This window comes from Neobacillus drentensis NBRC 102427, assembly GCF_001591445.1.
In the GTDB taxonomy this organism is placed as follows: domain Bacteria; phylum Bacillota; class Bacilli; order Bacillales; family Cytobacillaceae; genus Neobacillus; species Neobacillus drentensis.
The window spans coordinates 45,607-65,705 of the sequence record NZ_BCUX01000020.1 but is presented as its reverse complement, the minus strand read 5'-3'; the positions used below and the strand labels follow the sequence as shown (position 1 = coordinate 65,705).

Sequence of the window (20,099 nt, the reverse complement as noted above, 5' to 3'; positions counted from 1 at the left end):
AACTTGTTATAGTGTCAAAAATTTCCTTTTATTAAAATACCCCGCATTGTTACTTTTTCATTGCTTCAACTTTTTCTTTAACCTCTTCGATATTTCTCATCTTATTATCCCAGCATTTTTGACTTAGATCGACTGGGTAATCCTCTGGATTCGTAATCCGTTTATACTCGTCCCAAAGTGCATCAAGGTTTTGCTTCAAATAATCACGAGATTCTTCCAAGCAAGGCATTTCATAAACAAGCTCGCCTTTAGAAAAGATTTCATCATGTAATTCTTTTGCCGTAAAGTTGGTAACCACCTTATTCATATACGTGTGGGTTGGATGGAACATCCGCACGCGCTTTTCCGGGAGCTTTTCATCCGCTAATGCAATATAATCCCCTTCTGCATGGTGGTTTGTATTATTGATAATACGATAAACCCGCTTCAATCCTGGGGTCGTCACCTTTTCCGGATTGGAAGAGATCTTAATCGTATCCTCCATTTTTCCGTTATCATTCTCTATCGACACAATTTTATAAACGGCACCAAGCGCTGCCTGATCGTAAGCGGTAATCAGCTTTGTGCCCACACCCCAACTGTCAATTTTTGCACCTTGTGATTTTAAACTCATAATTGTATATTCATCTAAATCACTTGAGGCCACAATCTTAGCATTAGTGAAACCTGCCTCATCCAGCATTTTTCTTGCTTCCTTCGATAGGTAAGCAAGATCTCCGCTATCCAGGCGGATACCGATAAAATTAATTTTATCGCCCAACTCTTTTGCGACTTTAATCGCATTTGGAACGCCGAGCCGAAGTGTATCATATGTATCAACCAAAAAAACACAATCCTTATGTGTTTGTGCATATTTAATGAAAGCCGTGTATTCGTCTTTATACGCTTGGACCAACGAATGGGCATGTGTTCCAGATACAGGAATACCAAACAGTTTCCCCGCTCTTACGTTGCTCGTTGAATCAAAACCGGCAAGGTATGCGGCTCTCGTTCCCCAAATCGCTGCATCCATTTCCTGTGCACGCCTTGTCCCAAATTCCATCGCTACTTCATCACCGACGATTTGCTTGATTCGCGATGCCTTCGTCGCAATTAATGTTTGGTAATTCACAATGTTAAGCAGCGCTGTTTCAATCAATTGTGCTTCCGCAAGTGGAGCCTCGACACGTAAGATCGGTTCATTGCCAAAAACAAGCTCGCCTTCTTTCATTGCACAGATGGTTCCGGTGAAACGGATCTCTTTAAGATATTGGATAAAATCTTCCTTATAACCTACTTCATTTTGCAAATACTCGAGGTCTTCCTCGCTAAAGCGGAAGCCGTGTATAAACTGAATGACTTTCTCCAATCCAGCGAATACTGCATAGCCGTTCCCGAACGGAAGCTTGCGGAAAAATAGTTCGAAGACCGCACGTTTATTATGTATCCCATCTCTCCAATACGTTTCCACCATATTGATCTGATATAGATCCGTATGCAGAGTTAAACTATCATCGTGATAAAAGTGTTTCATAATCAGACCTCCGAAGTACTATTTCAGCTTTTCCATTATTATAACCAATATTACCCTCGAAAGTCTATTTAACGTTTGCTCCTAGGGATTGTTCAAAATGTCCAAGTGCCCATTCATGACCTTCCTGATTAAAAGAAGCAACGGCATCCTTGTAAACGACAATCTTAAAGCCTTTATTGTAAGCATCAACAGCAGTATGTAAGACACAAATGTCCGTACAAACGCCGACCAAATGAACTTCGGTAATTCCACGCTCCCGTAATTTGATTTCAAGGTCTGTTCCCGCGAACGCAGAGTACCGCGTTTTATCCATAAACACGACATTTTCAAGCTGACGATTCCTTTCATATACCTCCTTCAAGGATCCAAACAAATCCCTGCCTGAGGTTCCACGCAGATTGTGTGGCGGGAACAGTTTGGTTTCCGGATGGAATTCATCTCCGTTGTCATGGACGTCTATGGCAAAGACGACATAATCCCCACTTGCCATAAACTCTTTTGTTAACGCAGCGATCTTCCCTTCAATCCTTTGTCCAGGCACCCCGCACGTCAGTGCCCCATCCACAGCTACAAAATCGTAAGTATAATCAATATTAATTAACGCCTTCAATTCCCATCGCCCCTTCATTGCTTTTCAACTATTTATCATCCATCCTACAAAATATTCGAGAACACTTACAAATTTCCCTTTTTCAATTGCAAAAAAGCCCGCTCCAATGGAACGGACATCTTAGCTATATCTTTTCCCCGATTCCCAATCAGTTGGACGGTCATTCGGACGAATATCTTCAAGTGGTACAAACACCTCTAAGTGACGATAGAGGTTTTCAAATTCAGCTGGCAGCAATCCGCCAAATTCGCCATCCAAGTTTAATTGAACCTTTTCCGTCGCATGAACTTTAATGCGGTTGGCTTGTGTGTAGATGACATTCGGATCATTGACATGCTCCCCGCGAAGAGCCAATGTGGCAATCCGGATAAACTCAGCAAGATTGGTCTTCTTCAAAATCAGCAGTGAAAATAAGCCATCATTTATAGAGGCATCAGGTGCTAGTTTCTCAAAGCCACCGATCGAATTGGTCAAACCGACAAGAAACAGCATCGCTTCCCCTTCAAACAATTTCCCATCATATTCAATAGAAACGTCAGAAGGTTTAATGGAAGGCAGCATTTCCATCCCTTTTAAATAGTAGGCCAGTTGGCCGAGCATCGTTTTCAATTTGCTTGGTACTTCATATGTAAGCTCGGTAATTCTACCGCCGCCAGCAATATTTATAAAATATCGATCATTGATGCGTCCAATATCGACCGGAATCATTTCCCCTTTTGTAATAATATCCACTGCAGTTCCGATATCTCGCGGAATCTGCAAGGCACGGGCAAAATCATTGGTTGTTCCGGCTGGAATAATTCCTAATTTTGGCCGATACTCCTGTTCTGCTAGACCATTGACTACTTCATGAATCGTTCCATCACCGCCGGCTGCGATGACAATATCATACTTGCGCTCAACAGCTAACCGTGCTGCTTCCGTCGCATCCCCTGCCCCAGTCGTCGCGTGACAAGAAGCCTCATACCCAGCTATTTCTAGCTTTTGGAGAATTTCCGGAAGATTCCGCTTTAGAATTTCACGTCCTGAGGTAGGATTGTAAATCAGTCTTGCTCTTTTCATCGTTTCATCATCCTATTTTTGAAATCAACATCGGTAATAACTATCCACTCACTTCAATATTCTACCAATTCTCATTCTCACTGACAAACATATTGCCAAGCGTATCTACTAATAACCCTCAAACATTCATTTCCTATCATACCGCTTTTTTATTTTTTTGCAAAAAAAAACAAAAAAGCGGAAGCGCCCGTTTAGCGCACGACAGGACTGGAGCGCTCCATATGTTTACTGATTTGTATTCAAGCTAATCTCATAGGCATTGGCAATAGTAATATTGTATTTTCCTTCACCCGATTGATACACCGCATTTTTCCTGCCATTATCCGTTCCATCGTCTGCCTTTTCTTTAGCCACGTTCCAGTCGCCCTCTTTCCCTCTTACCTCTTGGGCGCCAATTGCATCCACCTTCAAATTGCTTTTTTCCGCCACATCGACCACAATCGATGACACACTTTCAATATTCCAGTCATTCTCAAGTGCGCGCGGCTTCAAGGTGAGTGAATTATCACTGCCAATCACCTCAAGCTTTACATGCTTCGGAACCAAAAGCGTCGCAGCTGTCTCTCCATAACCATTAAATAGGCCAATATCGTTTGGCAGGGACTTCATATTTAAATAAAGCGTATCCCCCTTTTGGTTGGCCGAAACCATATCATCTGCACTTTCGAGTAACTTCGCCTTTTTAGCTGTTTGTACCCGGTAGGTACCGAACATAGAAACCTCTTTTTCCTCCGTCGACTCGACCGTCATCTGATGGCCGACCGTCCTGACCACCACCCGTTTGATGCTGTCATCGATTTGGTAGGAGAAAGCAGGCAGTTCAAACGAGCGTTCTTCCCTCGCCATCACTTCTTCCACCTTCCCCATAATTCCTGTTGTACTTAAAATCGCAAACACAATCCCCGCCGTTCCAATCACTCCGACAAAGAAAATACTAAGGAAATCATATTTTAACACCTGCTTTTCCCGTCGTGACAAAAATAAATAAACGAGAATTTCAATCCCAAGAACAACCAATAAAAGCGGCCACCAAGCCGTCATAACCTGTACAAGATCTAACCCCAAAAACTTTGAAAAAAACAGGAAGAGACCAAGGAAAACGAGCGAGGCCCCCATCGAAAACGTTCCAACACGCCAAGTTCTCATACTGCTTCCCCTCCCTTTCTTTTTCTAAAAAGGAACCCAATCCCGAATCCGATAATCGCTGCGCCTGCAATTGTTTTTCCCCACCTACTCATTCTTTTCAGCCCCCTGCTTTTGCTTGCTTCCAGATAAAAGTTTGATTCCTCCGCCTATCAACAGCAGACAAACAAGCCCCGTTTGAAAATAACTTTGAACCCAATACATCACATCGATATTAATGAGCCTGTTTATGAATGGCGAAAAAGCTGGAAGCAGGACGTTCATCACGAGATAGTAAAGTCCCAACAAGACTAGGCCAATGCCGACCCATTTCTGATGATTAAGGAAATAAGCAATAATCGGAACGTCCTCCATCTCGTCTTCGCCGTACTTTGAAACCTTTTGCATCGCATCAAAAAAGCTGTAAAACCAAATAATTGGGATCAAGAACAAGAAGATACCAAGTCGTAAGATATCTAAAATATAGATAGAAAAGAGAAACGCTGCCATTAACTGGATGCCCCGGCGCTGTAAGCCTAAATAGAGATGGCCTGCCCCTGGGAAGATTGAAAGAAAAGTCGCAATCGACTTACTCTTTTTTCCATCCTCACGGCGCATTTCAAAGTCTTCAAAAATCGTACGATCGACTAATTCCTCACCGCGCTGCTTTTTATTCACTTGTTGTACGGCATCAAAGAATCCGTAGACCCAGATAATCGGCAGGGCGGCCATGAAGACCATAAATTCACCACGATTGGAAAGAGCTGTTACAAAGGTAACCATTACCCCCAGCCCCAAAAACGTGGCCAAAAGTGTTAAGCCTCTGTTCATCAATCCAATTTGGAAGTGCCCTAAGCCTGGGATAAACGATAAAACAATCGTATAAAACCGTTCTGAATCTTGGGCAATCTGTAGCTGAGGCTCATCCGGGTTCGCTGTCTTCAGCGCTTTTTTATGTTTGGAGACCTGCACACCCATGTCGATAAAACTGATGAGGTAAATGAAAATTCCTAACATAAAGGTAACAATTGAAACTTCCTGATTATTCGTTGTCAACCCAATGACAGTAACGAATGCCAGCCCCATTACGGCCATTAAATAAAGTACTCCTCGAAACATGTTGCCGAAATAAATATGACCAAGACCTGGGAATAAGGATAAGGTCAATGCTTTTGTCGGATTTTTCATTTCTTATTTGCCTCCTTTTTTTCTAGTGAATCCATCCATGCAAAAGTTTTATTAATAACTCCTTCAGTCACCGAAGGCTTTTTTTCCTGAACTTGCTGTTGCGGGCTTTCTAACGAATTCGCATACGTAGCGAGCGATTGAAAAGCACCAGTGAAAGTCAACAAAATCGTCGCCGCCGCCGCTAATAAATAATGGAACACCGCCTGCTGATAAAAAGGTTTCTTCTTAATTTCAGTTTTGGTTTTGGTGTCAGGCACCACAATTTTTTGTTTTGAAATCTCTGCCATGACTGAATCGGTGAACTCGCTTATGTCTGATAGAATTGGAAGCGATGTTTCATTTGCTTCGATCGCCAGTAAGTAATGGGTTAGACATTGGTCACACGTATATAAATGATCTTCTAGTTCCTGTTTGTCTTTTTCACTAATTTCGTCCTTAACGTATTGCAGCCACTCATCATAAGTGTAATGCTTCATGAAAAATCGTCCTCCTTCCAATTCTTTTTCATCCAATGACGTGCCCGGTACAGCTTCGTTTCGATTGTTTTCACCTGGACATTTTGCTCCTCAGCCATTTGCTGATAGCTTTTTTCCGCAATGTAAAATCCGTAGATGACATCACGGTAGTTGTCCGGCAGTTCATCAAGCTTTTTCCTGACGAGCCTTCTTCGGTCCGTTTCAATGATCTCTTTTTCCACACTATCCTTCGCTGTCCAGGTTAACGGCAACTCGAGCTCTTCTGCCACTTCCTCTCTTCTTCTCACCTGTTTTCTTTTGATATCTATCGCATGATTAACGGCAATTCGTGTCATCCACGTTTTGAAACCTTGATTTTGGTATTGGGGGAGAGACAGATAGATTTTCATAAATACTTCTTGTGCTGCATCTTCTGCTTCCTTTTGGTCGCGAAGAACGGCAAATATGGTCCGGAACACATCATTGCGGTACTTCTCAACCAAAAGGCGGAAGGCATGATCATTGCCGTCCAACACCTTTTCTATTAAGACTGCTTCATTAATGGTTCTCTCCCCCTTTCCTTTTTTGTTACTCACCTTAATAGACGAAAGGCTATTGAAAAACCCCTACACTATTTTTTAAAAAATATTTTTTCCCATTCAATTAATCATACCATGGTGATATTTGTAATGGTTGAACATAAAAACCGCGCGGGTGGAAGCCGCACGGTTTTAGCAAATATATAAGTAAATTACTCTTTAATTTCCAATCCTAACAGCCTGGCAAAACCAATCGCCTGATCTGCAGAAACTATGCACCCGGCCACACTATCTAGTGAGAGGTTTAGGTGGTTAAATTTGCAGGTGCTAAGGTCCACTCCTTTAAGTGAGGTTCCTGTAAAATTCACATCCTCGAGATCACACTCTTTAAACCCTAATTTATTAAACTTTGTTTCATAAAAATCTGCACTGCGAAGGGAACAATTTTCAAACCTCATTTCCTTCAAATCGGCATATCCAAACGAGCCCATATTTAAATTACAATTCTCAAATAAGACATTTCTTAGCGCAGCATCAGCAAGATTTAATCCTAATAGTTTGCAATCCCGAAACTCGACACGATGGATGATTCCATCGGTAAAATCGACATTGGACAAGTCGCACCGTTCAAAAATAACATCGGTTAATTGAACAAAGCGAAATGATCCATCTAGAAAGGTAACATTTCTAAACACAACCTCTTCGAATCTTATCTTTTCAACTTCCTCTTGTGAAATTGAACAGTCACTAATAAGTGCCATGTTAATATATGAATCCTCTCTATCATTATAATCAAAGGGAGTTAACTGGGTTGGAATTTTTGGCTTTTGAATTTTAAGCTTCTGACTCAAATGGATCATCCTTTTCAAGAGGTAATGTCGTTCATCAAGTGCTGTGCGTATGTCTTTTAATAAGTATCTCGGGAGAATTCAACAAAATAATACCACTGAAATGTGATATTATCTATAAATAATACGAATTTACTAAAAGAATAGATAGGGGATGGTGCTTATGTTCTGGCTGTTGATTCTAGCTTCCTACATAATTGGAAGCGTTCCCACAGCACTAATTGTGGGCAAGTTGGTCTTTGGGGTGGATATCAGGGACCATGGCAGTAAAAATCCTGGTGCAACCAATACTTTGAGAGTTCTCGGTAAGAAGTCAGCTATTTTCGTATTGATCATAGACCTTGCCAAAGGCTCCTTGGCAGCCTACCTGCCTATTTACTTCAACCTTGATGCAGAACCCCTTTACTTTGGGTTAGCAGCTGTTGTTGGGCATTGCTTTCCGATTTTTGCAGGCTTCAAGGGTGGAAAAGCGATTGCCACCACTGCGGGGGCCTTATTAGTCGTCAATATTTATCTATTAGTTATTGCGTATGTTGCTTTCTTTTTAGTCATCTTTTTAACAAAGTACGTTTTTATCGGCTCCATCACGGTTGGTATTAGTATGCTCGTCTATTCTTTTGTGTCTTCCAAAGTTGAATTTGAACTTATTTTTACATTATTCTCGTTATTCCTCATTTATCTGCATCGCTCGAATATCCGTAATTTCATTCTCGGGATTGAACCAAAAATCAACGATAAAAAATTGATTAACGACCGAATCCCTCCAAAAAACAGCAGTTTTTAAAAGGATCCCTAGGCAGCAACCTGGGGATCCTCTTCTTTATTTTAAAAGTGTTGCCAAGATACTAGTGGCAACGGTTTGCCAAATGGAGGCATCTGTTTGATAGGTTGATCTTAGACTCTTAAACAATTCCGTTTGTTTCGCTTGGAAATCCTCGGCATCCTTATCAGGCAAGTCTGCGCGCTTTTCCATTACAAACGCCTGCATTTCTGGGGCTCTTGGTCCCCAAACACCGACTTCATTTCCTTCTTCATTGATAAAAATAAAAATCGGAATCGCTCTCGATGTGCCATTGGTTAAATATTGGTCCATTAACTCCAGATTTGAATCGCGGAGCACGAACCGGACTTCCATTCCGGCAGCTTCGGCTATTTTCAGCAAAATAGGATTATTGAGCATCGCATCCCCACACCAATCCTCTGATAGGACAATCGCTCGTAATTTTTGCGGCCGTAACGCCTCAAGTTTATTCTTGTCTTCATCTGTTAAGGTAAATTGCTTATAGATTGTAAGCATTTCCTCTTTATTAGTGGTCATTGCTTTTATGTACTCATCCACTGTCAAACCTTTTTGAAACCATTGGTTTAAATCCACTTTCACAGCACCCCTTCCATTTCCTTCAATAATAGTTGTTTTAAGAACCCGTTACAATAGAACTGCTTGTGGCGAATCACCATTGTTATTTCACAAGTATTTTTTCCTATTTTAATAAAGTAGATTTATCCACTAGAAATAGAGCTTTAAAGTTGATAGAATATTTTATATATAGGAAATATTATTGAAATTATTTTCTAGAATATCTTCAAGGGGAGGAAATATATGTCTAACGAATCACTTCAACTACTTTCGATTGGGATCTATATTGCCGCAATGCTTTTTATCGGTTGGTATTCCTATCGAAAGACTAGCAATCTTACGGATTACATGCTTGGGGGAAGGTCATTAGGACCTGCTGTAACTGCTTTAAGTGCTGGAGCTGCTGATATGAGCGGCTGGCTGTTAATGGGCTTACCTGGGGGGATTTATGTAACTGGTTTAGCCGATGCGTGGATCGCCGTCGGTTTAACGATTGGCGCTTATCTCAACTGGTTATTAGTGGCACCGCGCTTACGTTCTTACACGCAAGTTGCCAATGATTCCATCACGATTCCAAGCTATCTTGAGAACCGTTTTAAAGACAACACAAAACTACTCCGGATTGTTTCAGGTATTGTTATTCTTATCTTCTTTACTTTCTATGTTTCTTCAGGAATGGTTTCTGGCGCCGTCTTTTTTGAGAGCTCGTTTGGCACAAGCTACCATACGGGGCTGTTAATTGTTGGCGGTGTCGTCGTTGCCTACACATTATTTGGTGGATTCCTGGCGGTAAGTTATACAGACTTTATTCAAGGGTTAATGATGCTGATTGCCCTAGCACTTGTTCCCGCCATTGGAATCTTTCATACGGGTGGTCCCGCGGAAACGTTTGAAACGATTCGAGCAATTGATCCTACTAAAATGGACTTATTAAAAGGGACAACCTTTTTAGGAATCGTTTCGGCCATGGCATGGGGCTTAGGTTATTTCGGCCAGCCGCATATCATTGTAAGATTCATGGCAATCAAATCGATTAAAGAAACAAAAAGTGCCCGCCGAATTGGTATGAGCTGGATGATTATCACGCTTATTGGTACGATCTTTACCGGATTAATTGGTATTGCCTTTTTCCATAATAATCCTCAATATGTACTAGAAAATAAGGAAGCAGTATTTATTGAATTAAGCCAGATTTTATTCCATCCTCTCTTCGCTGGATTTGCTTTAGCTGCCATTCTTGCAGCGATTATGAGTACGATTTCTTCCCAATTAATCGTGACTTCCAGTGCACTAGTTGAGGATTTATACAAAATGGTGATGAACAAAAATGCTAAGGATAAACAATTGGTTTTCTTAGGAAGAATGGCCGTTCTTCTCGTTGCTGTTATTGCCGCCGCTCTAGCTTTCAAGCAAAATAGCACTATCTTAGACCTGGTTGCTTATGCATGGGCAGGTTTCGGGGCTTCTTTCGGACCAATTATCTTGCTCAGTTTATTCTGGAAAAAGATTACGAATTGGGGCGCCCTTTTTGGGATGATCGTTGGTGCTGTTACTGTTATCGTTTGGAAAAATGTTGGACTTGGCGACACGCTTTACGAAATTGTTCCAGGCTTTGTCTTCAATTTAATCGTAGCCGTCGTTGTCAGCATGCTCACTTATCAAAAAAATGATCAGATTGAAAAAGAATTTAATGAAAGTGTTCGCTTATTAAAAAACGAATAAACTGAAAAAATGCTCGGGTCCAAATGGATCCGAGCATTTTTTCAGTTTATCATCTCTTTTACCATGGTCGAAAGCTTAATGACCGTTTTCCAATTACGCACTGTCGCCTGAACACCTAGCTTTGGCAGCTGCGCAGCAAGTTTTGAATCGAGGATACTTTGCCGTAAAAAAAGATAAACTTCCTTCCCCTTAATAAAGCATTCGTCCGGGTCGCTTTCGTAGTTACGTAAAAGGTTCACATTCTCCTGGGAGGGTTCGTCAGCTAAAAAGGCTAATTGGATACTCTCGCCTTCCTTCAACGATTTCATAGAGTAAGGGCAATCACGGATCATCTGCTCATATTCCTCGGCTGTTCTTAAAATAACTGGGACCGGAAAACCAAAGGTCTTGCTTATTTCACCCTCCAATCGTTGACTGAGTTGTTTCGCCTCTTCTTTTGCTTCAAACAAAACATTGCCACTTTGAATATATGTTTTCACTTTAGTTAAACCTATTGTTTCAAATAGATCTTTTAAATCAGCCATTTTGATTCGGTTGTTCTTGCCAACGTTAATCCCTCTTAGCAGCGCAATGTAAATAGTCATATACGAACCTCGCTTTTATTAATATACATCTTTCTAAAATCTTACCATTTATTCGTTGGTTTAAACTATCTACTATCGCGGGTTTTGAAGGATACTATTAATCATTTGGAGAAAATTAGATATAGAATCATATTTATGGAGGGATTTACTTATGGTACCTCAAAGAGTTAGCTTGCTTACGATCGGTGCATACGATTTGCCTGTTCTTAGAAAGTTTTATCAAACATTGGGATGGGAGGAAACGGATATAAGCTCGGATCAATTTGCCGTCTTTAAAACAGTGGGCGTCCTGCTTTCGTTATACCCGATTGCCGAGTTAGCAAAGGATACCGGCATTGAATTTACACACTCTCCTGAGAGCTTTCATGGTGTGACCTATTCCATTAACGTTGAGCAGCAGGAACAAGTTGATACAACGATAGAAATGATTCGCAGCGCAGGGGCAAAAATACTGCGTGAGCCAAGTGATGTCTTCTGGGGCGGACGCATAGCCTATTTTGCTGACCCCGAAAATAACCTCTGGGAAGTTGCTTGGAACCCTACTGCCATTTTTGACGAGCGCGGTGCGATGATAGCTTTTTAGGACAAAGCCAAAGTCTTACACGACTCGACTATTTCCACTAAAAATAAAACTAACCAAACGTTTGATTAGTTCTAGTTTCAGCCCTTTTAAATAAAGGGTTTTTCTATGTTTCTAGGTAAAAAGTTTGTCTGTAAATGGGTTAACATAACTACCAAAACGCCTTTTTTCTTCCTACTTTTGCATTTTTCTACCAACTGCAAACTAATTAAACGTTTAATTAAAATGGCTAAATACCCTACTGTATCAAGCTTTTAATGCAAAAAGCACTAAAAATGTTGTTGAATTAACACTCTTTAATAAAACTAACCAAACGTTTGATTAGTTTGCCATGAAGCCATATAACTAAAGGGTTTCAGCCCTTTATTGTGAAAACTCTTTGTCGACCCAGTTATCATTTTTCACGTAATAAATAAAAAAACTGCCGATACTAGGATTTCCATAGGGAAATTCTCAAGCTTCGACACCATTCCCGATCATTCCTTACTAACCAAACGTTTGATTAGATATAGAAAAAAACCTTTTAACAAAAGGAATTTTTCCCGGGAAATCGAGAAAATATTGTCGAAATCCGCTCGACAAAAAATAAAGCCTCAGACTTCATTTAAAGGGATCCCTTGGATTTTTGAGATAAAACTCACTCCTTTTTAAATAAAATGTCTTATCCTTAATCGAGTAATCATAAAAAGTAAAATAAGCGGAGATTTTCCGGTTAAATTCAGAATGGAGCTCGTTTTGGGGTAAATAAGGGGAGTTTTTCCGCTTATGCAAAGAAAAATCTCCCATTTCCGAGTGTTTCGAGTCAATAGGCGGAATCTCTCCGTCTATTTAAGCCCTTTTTAATAATAATTACGAATTAAGCGGAATTCTTCCGTCTATTTATCAGCACGGGTACTTAACCTGATCCCCCACCGATAAGTGCGGATCCTCTGATACCCTAGATGCGGGTATCAGCGACCAGCTATAAAGATCAATAAAAATTGCACAGAAAAAGACGTATGCCAATTCATACGTCAATTCTTGTGTCTTTTTATAAGAAAGCACCGGAAAACGAAACCCTTTAGACTGCATCCTGCCAGCTTCCATTTAACGTTTTTGTAGTTCTTGCTGTAACAACTGATTAACCATTTGCGGATTGGCTTGACCCTTAGTTGCTTTCATTAACTGCCCCACTAAGAAACCAACTGCTTTATTTTTCCCATTCTTAAAATCATCAATCGACTGCGGATTCGCATCCAACACCTCTGAAATAATTTTAAGAAGTGTTCCTTCATCGGAAATCTGGACAAGCCCTTTGTCTTTGACAATTTGCTCAGCATCGCCGCCGTTTTCAATCAATTCTTTAAAAACAGTTTTAGCGATTTTTGAAGAAATTGTTCCATTTTCAATTAGCTTAATCATGCTTGCTAGACCTTCTGGTGTTAAGGCAACTTGATGAAGTTCCTTTTGCTCCGCATTCAAGTAGGCGGAAACATCCCCCATGATCCAGTTCGACGCAAGCTTTGCATCGGCTCCGCCATTAACTGTCGCTTCAAAGAAATCAGCCATTTCCTTCGTAACAGTCAATACTTTTGCATCGTAAACAGGTAGTCCAAGCTCTTCAATATAACGCTTTTGACGTTGATCAGGCAGCTCAGGAATTTCGGCACGAATACGGGCTTTCCAGTCCTCATCAATGTACAAATCCAGTAAATCCGGCTCTGGGAAGTAACGATAATCATCGGAACCTTCTTTAACCCGCATCAATAGTGTTGCCCCAGTCGCTTCATCAAAACGGCGTGTTTCTTGATCAATCGTTCCGCCTGCAGCCACTACCTCACGTTGACGCTTCTCTTCATATTCAAGACCTTTACGGACAAAATTGAAGGAATTGAGGTTTTTCAATTCCGTTTTCGTACCAAATTCTTCTTGCCCAACGGGACGAATTGAAATATTGGCGTCACAACGGAGTGAGCCCTCTTCCATTTTACAATCGGATACACCTGTGTATTGGATAATAGATTTTAATTTTTCAAGATAAGCATAGGCCTCATCAGGTGTGCGAATATCTGGTTCGGATACAATTTCAACAAGCGGAGTGCCCTGACGGTTGTAATCACATAGTGAATACCCCTTGCCATGGTTCAGCTTTCCGGCATCTTCTTCCAAATGAATTCTCGTAATCCCAATTCGCTTTGTATAGCCATTTACTTCAATATCAATATAGCCATGTTCCCCAATTGGTTTATCAAACTGAGAAATTTGATAGGCCTTGGGATTGTCTGGGTAAAAGTAGTTCTTCCGGTCAAACTTGGTATGGGTGGCAACCTCACAATTGATTGCCATGGCAGCCTTTATCCCGAATTCAACTGCTTTTTTATTTAGGACAGGTAAAACTCCTGGGTAGCCCAGGTCGATGACACTTGTATTCGTATTCGGTTCCGCACCAAAATGATTGGGGCTGGCCGAGAAAATTTTTGATTCTGTTTTTAACTCAACATGGACCTCAAGTCCAATCACTGTTTCAAATTCCACGGTCTTCACCCCCTATAATCCAGGTTTCTGTTTATGATAGTCTGTTGCTTGCTCAAACGCATGTGCAGTCCGATAAATGGTTGCCTCATCAAAATACTTGCCGATGATTTGTAAGCCCAGTGGCAACCCGCCATCAAAACCGCAAGGAACTGAAATTCCTGGTAAGCCGGCAAGATTAAGAGGAATCGTTAAAATATCATTGGCATACATCGTTAATGGATCCTCAATATTTTCACCAATTTTAAATGCAGGCGTTGGTGTAGTCGGCCCGACAATCACATCATATTTCGCAAAGATATTTTCAAAGTCTTGCTTGATTAATGTTCGAACCTGCTGTGCTTTTTTGTAATAGGCATCATAGTAACCTGAACTTAACGCAAAGGTCCCTAGCATAATTCGGCGCTTAACTTCATCCCCGAAGCCTTCTGATCGTGAATTCTTATATAAATCAATTAATGTTTCCGCATCCTTTGAACGATATCCATAACGGACTCCATCGAAACGAGCTAGGTTTGCTGAAGCTTCTGATGAAGAAAGCAAATAATATGCAGCGAGCGCATACTTCGAGTGCGGCAAGGAAACTTCTTCCCAAACGGCACCGAGACCTTCGAGTACCTTTAAGGCATCTAAAACAGACTGGCGGACGGATTCGCTGACACCTTCACCAAGATACTCTTTTGGAACAGCAATTTTGAGGCCCTTCACATCGCCTGTTAAGGCACTCGCAAAGTTTGGAACATCCACATTTGCTGAAGTTGAATCCATCGGGTCCAAGCCGGAAATGGCTTGAAGCAGATAGGCATTGTCCTCGACCGTTCTTGTAATAGGTCCAATTTGATCAAGTGATGACGCAAAGGCGACGAGACCAAAGCGAGAAACACGGCCATAGGTCGGCTTTAAGCCAACAACGCCACAGAAAGAAGCCGGCTGACGGATCGAACCGCCCGTATCAGAACCTAGCGAAAATAGGACTTCACCTGCGGCAACAGAGGCGGCTGACCCGCCCGAAGAACCACCTGGAACCGTCTCAAGATTCCATGGATTCCGCGTCGTTTGGAAATGGGAATTTTCATTTGATGACCCCATCGCAAATTCATCCATATTTAACTTGCCAATCGTTACGGTTTCGGCTTGCTGCAGCTTCTGAACGACGGTAGCATCATAAATGGGATCAAAGTTTTCGAGAATTTTACTTGCACATGTTGTCCGCAGCCCTTTTGTCACTAAATTATCTTTCAGTCCAATCGGCATCCCAAATAACAAACCTTTTGCCGCATCAGTATTGAGTTTCTCATCTAATGCTTTCGCTGATTGACGGGCGCGCTCTTCATCTAATGTTAAAAAAGCCTGAACTTTGTCCTCGACTTGTCCGATTCGCTTGTATGATTCTTCAACAAGGTCAGATACTTTTAGTTCCTTTTTATGTAGCAATTCATGTAGGTCTGAAACTTTATAATCAAATAAACTCACTGTTAATCCTCCTTTCCCATAATCGATGGTACTTTAATCTGGCCATCCTGATGCTCGGGCGCATTTTTTAGTACCTCTTCTAGCGATAATCCTTGTTTAGATTTATCTTCACGTAAAACATTTTTCATATCCAGCACATGGTATGTAGGCTCCACATTTTCCGTGTCCAATTCATTTAACTGTTCAGCAAAAGTAATAATCGCGTCCAGCTGCTTTGTAAACATTTCTGTTTCTTCTTCGGTTATTGCCAATCTTGCCAGGTTGGCTACATGCTTAACCTGCTGATTTGAAATTCGTGACATATCATAACCCCCAATCCCATTTGTCTTGTCATATCAATACTAATGATGATACCAAACTTTTCCGCTTTACCGCAATGATTCCCTCATCAGTATTGGCAAGTGGAACGATTTTTCTTCAAATTTTTGAAAATTAAATCTATATCTCTCTTAAAATTTTTCCATTTAGCTTATCGCAGACATTTTTTACAGCTTCCCTTATAATGGTCATGGAGGGAGGGATTCTATTTGAAAAAACGAAAAAGGAAGAAATTCAAACTTTTTTTCATGCTGTTTGTCCTTTTTTGCGCTTTAGCTATGTTCCAAAATTATTTCCAACACCAGCCTTCTCTTGATCTAGTGAAAACTGATCCCTTTGCTGATGTAAAAAAATATCGTCCCTTAATACATGATGAATTAGCAAAATATAATCTCGAAAGTCATACGACCGTACTAGTCGCTTTAATGCAGCAAGAAAGCCGCGGCCGGGGCGGGGATCCGATGCAGGCTTCGGAATCAGCGGGCTTGGCAAGAAATGCAATAACAGATCCAAAGAAAAGTATTCAAGTTGGAGTAAAGCATTTTCAGCGCGTTCTCACTTATGGGAATCAGAAAAAGGTAGATTTCCAGACGATCATCCAGTCCTACAACATGGGAATTGGGTACATTAACTACGTTGCACAGCATGGCGGTAAACACAGTGAGGCACTGGCGAAGGACTTTTCTCTCCAGCGGGTAAAAGAAAAGCCAGCCATTTATACTTGTGGCGGCAATAAAGATAATTTTCGCTATCCTTATTGCTATGGTGATTTTACTTATAGCACAAAAGTAACAAAAAATATTCAATTGTTAGCTGACACGGTTCCGGTAACTGGGACTGAAAAAACCACCAGTGGATCTTTTTAAAGATTCGACGGTGGTTTTTTGTTTGAAATCATCATGTTAATCGATTCGATTAACTCTTTTGTTAAACCAATGGATATACCCACAGCGGTGGCAGGTCAATGTGATAGCAGAGCGATTGGCAAAGTCTAATTTAAAAAAAGTGGCTAAGGCCGTATTTAACTGTGCGTGACCAGATTCAAACCGGTCGTGTTGGCAATGAACACAAGTAACTTGTATTCCATTAGCTTGATATTGCCCCGGTCCCATTGACTTCTTAATATTTTTCGCAAAGAGTGAAAAAAATCCTTTTGCCATCCAACTGCCCCCTAAAATTATGCTACGTTCATGTTTTTCGTTTTCATTTGGGTGAAGAGAAATACAAGTTTAATAGGCAGGTAACCTAAGATCCCACCAACCGTATTTAAAATTAAATCATCTACATCAAAGCTGCCGAATTCAAATATTAGCTGCAGCAGTTCAAAGGTCAGGCTTAAGCAAAAGGTGGAGATGATGACGGCACTAAGTTTTTGAAACTTTTTAGCCAGCAATGGTAAGATAAATCCGAACGGCATAAACCCGATGATATTCCCTGCTAAGTTCTCAATCCGTATATTTAAATTAATATCAGCTAAAAACAAATAAAAGTTAATCGTTTTAAAAGGGACGAAATTATTCGACCGCCAGTGGTATTCATCATATGTAAAATTAAAATGATTAATAATTTCAGATAACGGGATATATTTAAACAAAATTAATTTTGAAAGAATCGCTAAATATAAACAAAGTATTAAGATAAGGGTAATTTTAAAAATAAGTTTCATTCGTCACTGCTCCATTATTTACATATCAAATTAACCATATCATATTTTCCAAATCACGTGGGAGCAAAACTAAAATTGGAGGAAATTAGAATGGCTGAACATACTTTTCACTTAAAAGCGAGCTGGCCAGGATTACGGAATGATGTTGGCGAGATTGAAGCTGGGAATTTAATAACAAAGATCTCCATCCCATCAGAAATGGATGGGCCGGGTATCGGCACCAATCCAGATGAGATGCTGCTGGGGGCCGCTGCAACCTGCTATATTATCACGCTTGCAGCAATGATGGAGCGAAGTGGGTTTGTGAAGGAAAACTTAACGATGGAGTCTGAAGGAATTGTTGATGTCACCAATGGGGTGTTCACGTATAAAAAGATCATTCATCGACCTCATGTTGTCTTGAAACCGGATGCTGCTGACCGAGAAGTTAAAATGGCTATGAGACTGGCCAAAAAAGCGGAGGCATCCTGCATGATTAGCCGCGCGATTCAAGGGAATGTTGAAATCGAGCTTCAGGCTAAGGTAGAAGTGGCTGCAGGATGAGAAATAGAGGAGTTTAGCTTTTCATAAGGATAGTTGGCGGTCTCGCTTGGAGCTTTTTGTCCTTATGAACCTCTCATAAGGACAGAATAGACTCCCTCTTGATCAATTCCGATGTTAACGAGTAAGTTCTTTGATATTACATACTTTATTTTTTAAAGATTTTCGCAAAAAAACCTTTGCTTTTTTTGACTTCTTGCTGCAGTGGCGCAGGTTCCTTATTGGTAATATAGATATCTTCTTTATCAATCGCATGATCCATGGCTAACACCAAGCCGATATCCGAGTCGTGCTCTTTATTGGTTACAAGAGTATGTTCAATTTTATATTTTGTGGCCAGCTTTACATATTTTGAAAGGTTTTCATAACTCATGTTTCCATTTAAGAATAGGTGGGACTGTGGCCTTTCTTTCATCTGCTTCTCAACTTGGGGATATACGCTGGTTTCTGCCACTTGGCTTTTCGTAAGAGCCACCACAATTCGTTCTCTCAAAGTCCCTAAGAATTTCCGCCGCTCATCTGGTTTTGTTTCTAACGGTCCATAGATCCCTTGCTGTAAGACCTCGTCAACGGTTGTCTTCTTCAACTAAATCAACTCCATATAAAGGCTATTATTATCTATGATGATACCTTAAAAAACGTTCCTCACCAAAAAATCCCTCCCTCCACCCGGAGAGAAGGATCACCTTTTAGTTTTTCCTTGTAAATTGTTCTGTCTCCGTCGAACCTTTCAATGCGGTTGTTGATGAGGTTCCACCTGTGATGACCATAGATACTTGGTCAAAGTAACCTGTACCTACCTCACGTTGGTGACGTGTGGCCGTGTAGCCGTATTGCTCGCTGTCGAATTCAGCTTGCTGCAATTCGGAGTAAGCTGCCATTCCGCGCTCTTTATATCCGCGTGCAAGTTCGAACATGCCGTGGTTTAGAGCGTGGAAGCCTGCAAGAGTTACAAATTGGAACTTGTAGCCCATTTTGCCAAGCTCGACTTGGAATTTCGCAATTGTTTCTTGATCCAGTTTCTTCTTCCAGTTGAAAGATGGGGAACAGTTGTAAGCGAGCATCTTTCCTGGGAACTCCGCATGGATGGCTTCCGCAAATTGTCTGGCCTCCTCGATATTCGGCTCCGAAGTTTCGCACCATACAAGATCTGCATAAGGGGCATACGCTAAGCCGCGAGCAATCGCCTGGTCAATCCCTGCCTTTACTCGGTAGAACCCTTCTCCCGTGCGTTCGCCTGTAATAAACGGAGCATCATTCAAATCAATATCACTAGTAATTAAATCAGCCGCGTTAGCATCTGTCCGGGCAACTAAAATAGTTGGAACGCCCATAACGTCTGCAGCTAAACGAGCGGCAATTAAATTACGAACCGCCGTTTGCGTTGGCAGTAACACCTTCCCGCCTAAGTGACCACATTTTTTCTCAGAAGAAAGCTGATCTTCAAAGTGCACACCTGATGCACCGGCTTCAATCATCCCCTTCATTAATTCGAAACAATTCAATTGGCCGCCGAAGCCTGCTTCTGCATCGGCGATAATTGGAGCAAACCAATCAATCGAGTTGTCTCCCTCTGAATGCGTAATCTGGTCAGCACGCTGCAAGGCCTGATTAATTTTTTTAACAACATTTGGTACACTGTTCGCCGGGTATAAGCTTTGGTCCGGGTACATATGTCCGGATAGGTTCGCGTCGGCCGCTACCTGCCAGCCGCTTAGGTAAATCGCTTTTAACCCCGCTTTTACCTGCTGGACGGCTTGATTCCCCGTTAGGGCACCAAGGGCATTTACATAGTCTTCTTCATTTAATAGTTTCCATAGCTTTTCTGACCCTTTCCGAGCCAATGTATGCTCAATATCAATGGAACCGCGTAACTTAATAACATCCTCGGCAGTATATGGTCTCGTAATCCCATTCCAACGGCTATCCATTTCCCAGTTTTCTTGTAATTTTGCTACTCTTGAATTTGTCATCTTTATATTCCTCCTAGTAATCTATTAAGTTTTTTTTT

The 20,099-nt window shown here is 41.2% G+C and carries 22 protein-coding genes; 5 read left to right on the top strand and 17 right to left on the bottom strand.

Translation table 11 applies throughout. The features are described from left to right. Nucleotides 1-49: 49 nt before the first annotated feature. The 8 genes from BDR01S_RS11445 to BDR01S_RS11410 form a co-directional block, all read right to left on the bottom strand. A complete protein-coding gene (locus BDR01S_RS11445; protein ID WP_066249853.1) occupies nucleotides 50-1,513 on the bottom strand; it encodes a nicotinate phosphoribosyltransferase in 1,464 nt (487 codons plus the stop codon). 64 nt (nucleotides 1,514-1,577) lie between these two features. Further along, nucleotides 1,578-2,141 (bottom strand): cysteine hydrolase family protein, encoded by a 564-nt coding sequence (locus BDR01S_RS11440; protein WP_066249851.1) that lies wholly within the window; start codon nucleotides 2,139-2,141, stop codon nucleotides 1,578-1,580. Nucleotides 2,142-2,243: 102 nt separating this feature from the next. Beyond that, nucleotides 2,244-3,185: a diacylglycerol kinase gene (locus BDR01S_RS11435; RefSeq protein ID WP_066249846.1), complete on the bottom strand. Its 942-nt coding sequence runs from the start codon at nucleotides 3,183-3,185 to the stop codon at nucleotides 2,244-2,246. Between the two features lie 225 nt (nucleotides 3,186-3,410). Further along, nucleotides 3,411-4,331, bottom strand: coding sequence for a hypothetical protein (locus tag BDR01S_RS11430; protein WP_066249843.1), 921 nt, complete (start codon nucleotides 4,329-4,331; stop codon nucleotides 3,411-3,413). Nucleotides 4,332-4,415: 84 nt separating this feature from the next. Beyond that, on the bottom strand, nucleotides 4,416-5,495 hold the full coding sequence (locus BDR01S_RS11425) for a DUF6677 family protein (protein ID WP_066249840.1): 1,080 nt from the start codon (nucleotides 5,493-5,495) through the stop codon (nucleotides 4,416-4,418). Continuing rightward, on the bottom strand, nucleotides 5,492-5,971 hold the full coding sequence (locus BDR01S_RS11420) for an anti-sigma factor family protein (RefSeq protein WP_066249838.1): 480 nt from the start codon (nucleotides 5,969-5,971) through the stop codon (nucleotides 5,492-5,494). Before BDR01S_RS11420 ends, BDR01S_RS11425 begins: the two co-directional genes overlap by 4 nt. Continuing rightward, nucleotides 5,968-6,546: an RNA polymerase sigma factor gene (locus tag BDR01S_RS11415; RefSeq protein WP_235846547.1), complete on the bottom strand. Its 579-nt coding sequence runs from the start codon at nucleotides 6,544-6,546 to the stop codon at nucleotides 5,968-5,970. The genes BDR01S_RS11420 and BDR01S_RS11415 overlap by 4 nt, the downstream gene beginning before the upstream one ends. 155 nt (nucleotides 6,547-6,701) lie before the next feature. Further along, a complete protein-coding gene (locus tag BDR01S_RS11410; protein WP_066249835.1) occupies nucleotides 6,702-7,349 on the bottom strand; it encodes a pentapeptide repeat-containing protein in 648 nt (215 codons plus the stop codon). Between the two features lie 151 nt (nucleotides 7,350-7,500). Between BDR01S_RS11410 and plsY the strand changes: the two genes are divergently transcribed. Then, entirely contained in the window at nucleotides 7,501-8,121 is a 621-nt protein-coding gene (gene plsY / locus BDR01S_RS11405; protein ID WP_066249832.1) for a glycerol-3-phosphate 1-O-acyltransferase PlsY, read from the top strand. 36 nt (nucleotides 8,122-8,157) lie between these two features. Here plsY and BDR01S_RS11400 read toward each other — a convergent pair whose 3' ends face one another. Further along, nucleotides 8,158-8,712, bottom strand: coding sequence for a thioredoxin family protein (locus tag BDR01S_RS11400; protein ID WP_066249830.1), 555 nt, complete (start codon nucleotides 8,710-8,712; stop codon nucleotides 8,158-8,160). Between the two features lie 225 nt (nucleotides 8,713-8,937). Between BDR01S_RS11400 and putP the strand changes: the two genes are divergently transcribed. Continuing rightward, a complete protein-coding gene (gene putP / locus BDR01S_RS11395; RefSeq protein ID WP_066249826.1) occupies nucleotides 8,938-10,416 on the top strand; it encodes a sodium/proline symporter PutP in 1,479 nt (492 codons plus the stop codon). A gap of 41 nt (nucleotides 10,417-10,457) precedes the next feature. Here the strand turns inward: putP and BDR01S_RS11390 are convergent, their stop codons facing one another. Continuing rightward, complete coding sequence (locus BDR01S_RS11390; RefSeq protein WP_066249823.1) at nucleotides 10,458-11,000, bottom strand: DUF1697 domain-containing protein; 543 nt, start codon at nucleotides 10,998-11,000, stop codon at nucleotides 10,458-10,460. 151 nt (nucleotides 11,001-11,151) lie between these two features. On the opposite strand from BDR01S_RS11390, the gene BDR01S_RS11385 reads away from it, so the two are divergent. Next, entirely contained in the window at nucleotides 11,152-11,583 is a 432-nt protein-coding gene (locus tag BDR01S_RS11385) for a VOC family protein (RefSeq protein ID WP_066249820.1), read from the top strand. 1,083 nt (nucleotides 11,584-12,666) lie between these two features. Here BDR01S_RS11385 and gatB read toward each other — a convergent pair. Genes gatB through gatC form a run of 3 tightly spaced genes read right to left on the bottom strand, consistent with a single transcriptional unit; the run spans nucleotide 12,667 to nucleotide 15,866 of the window. Beyond that, complete coding sequence (gene gatB / locus BDR01S_RS11380) at nucleotides 12,667-14,094, bottom strand: Asp-tRNA(Asn)/Glu-tRNA(Gln) amidotransferase subunit GatB (protein ID WP_066249816.1); 1,428 nt, start codon at nucleotides 14,092-14,094, stop codon at nucleotides 12,667-12,669. A 12-nt stretch (nucleotides 14,095-14,106) separates the two neighbouring features. Continuing rightward, on the bottom strand, nucleotides 14,107-15,564 hold the full coding sequence (gene gatA / locus BDR01S_RS11375) for an Asp-tRNA(Asn)/Glu-tRNA(Gln) amidotransferase subunit GatA (protein ID WP_066249813.1): 1,458 nt from the start codon (nucleotides 15,562-15,564) through the stop codon (nucleotides 14,107-14,109). A 2-nt stretch (nucleotides 15,565-15,566) separates the two neighbouring features. Beyond that, on the bottom strand, nucleotides 15,567-15,866 hold the full coding sequence (gene gatC, locus BDR01S_RS11370) for an Asp-tRNA(Asn)/Glu-tRNA(Gln) amidotransferase subunit GatC (RefSeq protein ID WP_066249811.1): 300 nt from the start codon (nucleotides 15,864-15,866) through the stop codon (nucleotides 15,567-15,569). A gap of 225 nt (nucleotides 15,867-16,091) precedes the next feature. On the opposite strand from gatC, the gene BDR01S_RS11365 reads away from it, so the two are divergent. Next, nucleotides 16,092-16,748, top strand: coding sequence for a lysozyme family protein (locus tag BDR01S_RS11365; RefSeq protein ID WP_066249808.1), 657 nt, complete (start codon nucleotides 16,092-16,094; stop codon nucleotides 16,746-16,748). Between the two features lie 36 nt (nucleotides 16,749-16,784). On the opposite strand, the gene BDR01S_RS11360 is transcribed toward BDR01S_RS11365, so the two are convergent. Next, nucleotides 16,785-17,042: a zinc ribbon domain-containing protein gene (locus BDR01S_RS11360; protein ID WP_066249805.1), complete on the bottom strand. Its 258-nt coding sequence runs from the start codon at nucleotides 17,040-17,042 to the stop codon at nucleotides 16,785-16,787. Nucleotides 17,043-17,059: 17 nt separating this feature from the next. Next, nucleotides 17,060-17,548 carry a VanZ family protein gene (locus tag BDR01S_RS11355; RefSeq protein ID WP_066249802.1) on the bottom strand — a complete coding sequence of 163 codons (489 nt, stop codon included), beginning with the start codon at nucleotides 17,546-17,548 and terminating at the stop codon, nucleotides 17,060-17,062. A 90-nt stretch (nucleotides 17,549-17,638) separates the two neighbouring features. Between BDR01S_RS11355 and BDR01S_RS11350 the strand changes: the two genes are divergently transcribed. Further along, on the top strand, nucleotides 17,639-18,091 hold the full coding sequence (locus BDR01S_RS11350; protein ID WP_066249801.1) for an OsmC family protein: 453 nt from the start codon (nucleotides 17,639-17,641) through the stop codon (nucleotides 18,089-18,091). Between the two features lie 145 nt (nucleotides 18,092-18,236). Here BDR01S_RS11350 and BDR01S_RS11345 read toward each other — a convergent pair whose 3' ends face one another. Both BDR01S_RS11345 and aceA read right to left on the bottom strand, forming a co-directional pair. Further along, complete coding sequence (locus BDR01S_RS11345) at nucleotides 18,237-18,674, bottom strand: YueI family protein (RefSeq protein WP_066249798.1); 438 nt, start codon at nucleotides 18,672-18,674, stop codon at nucleotides 18,237-18,239. 103 nt (nucleotides 18,675-18,777) lie between these two features. Continuing rightward, a complete protein-coding gene (gene aceA / locus BDR01S_RS11340; protein WP_066249794.1) occupies nucleotides 18,778-20,061 on the bottom strand; it encodes an isocitrate lyase in 1,284 nt (427 codons plus the stop codon). Nucleotides 20,062-20,099: the final 38 nt, after the last annotated feature.

Excerpts from the sequence above, each read along its gene's own strand:
- BDR01S_RS11445 (WP_066249853.1), bottom strand. The coding sequence starts at position 1,513 with ATGAAACACTTTTATCACGATGATAGTTTAACTCTGCATACGGATCTA.
- BDR01S_RS11440 (WP_066249851.1), bottom strand. The coding sequence starts at position 2,141 with ATGAAGGGGCGATGGGAATTGAAGGCGTTAATTAATATTGATTATACT.
- BDR01S_RS11435 (WP_066249846.1), bottom strand. The coding sequence starts at position 3,185 with ATGAAAAGAGCAAGACTGATTTACAATCCTACCTCAGGACGTGAAATT.
- BDR01S_RS11430 (WP_066249843.1), bottom strand. The coding sequence starts at position 4,331 with ATGAGAACTTGGCGTGTTGGAACGTTTTCGATGGGGGCCTCGCTCGTT.
- BDR01S_RS11425 (WP_066249840.1), bottom strand. The coding sequence starts at position 5,495 with ATGAAAAATCCGACAAAAGCATTGACCTTATCCTTATTCCCAGGTCTT.
- BDR01S_RS11420 (WP_066249838.1), bottom strand. The coding sequence starts at position 5,971 with ATGAAGCATTACACTTATGATGAGTGGCTGCAATACGTTAAGGACGAA.
- BDR01S_RS11410 (WP_066249835.1), bottom strand. The coding sequence starts at position 7,349 with ATGATCCATTTGAGTCAGAAGCTTAAAATTCAAAAGCCAAAAATTCCA.
- plsY (WP_066249832.1), top strand. The coding sequence starts at position 7,501 with ATGTTCTGGCTGTTGATTCTAGCTTCCTACATAATTGGAAGCGTTCCC.
- putP (WP_066249826.1), top strand. The coding sequence starts at position 8,938 with ATGTCTAACGAATCACTTCAACTACTTTCGATTGGGATCTATATTGCC.
- BDR01S_RS11390 (WP_066249823.1), bottom strand. The coding sequence starts at position 11,000 with ATGACTATTTACATTGCGCTGCTAAGAGGGATTAACGTTGGCAAGAAC.
- BDR01S_RS11385 (WP_066249820.1), top strand. The coding sequence starts at position 11,152 with ATGGTACCTCAAAGAGTTAGCTTGCTTACGATCGGTGCATACGATTTG.
- gatC (WP_066249811.1), bottom strand. The coding sequence starts at position 15,866 with ATGTCACGAATTTCAAATCAGCAGGTTAAGCATGTAGCCAACCTGGCA.
- BDR01S_RS11360 (WP_066249805.1), bottom strand. The coding sequence starts at position 17,042 with ATGGCAAAAGGATTTTTTTCACTCTTTGCGAAAAATATTAAGAAGTCA.
- BDR01S_RS11355 (WP_066249802.1), bottom strand. The coding sequence starts at position 17,548 with ATGAAACTTATTTTTAAAATTACCCTTATCTTAATACTTTGTTTATAT.
- BDR01S_RS11350 (WP_066249801.1), top strand. The coding sequence starts at position 17,639 with ATGGCTGAACATACTTTTCACTTAAAAGCGAGCTGGCCAGGATTACGG.
- aceA (WP_066249794.1), bottom strand. The coding sequence starts at position 20,061 with ATGACAAATTCAAGAGTAGCAAAATTACAAGAAAACTGGGAAATGGAT.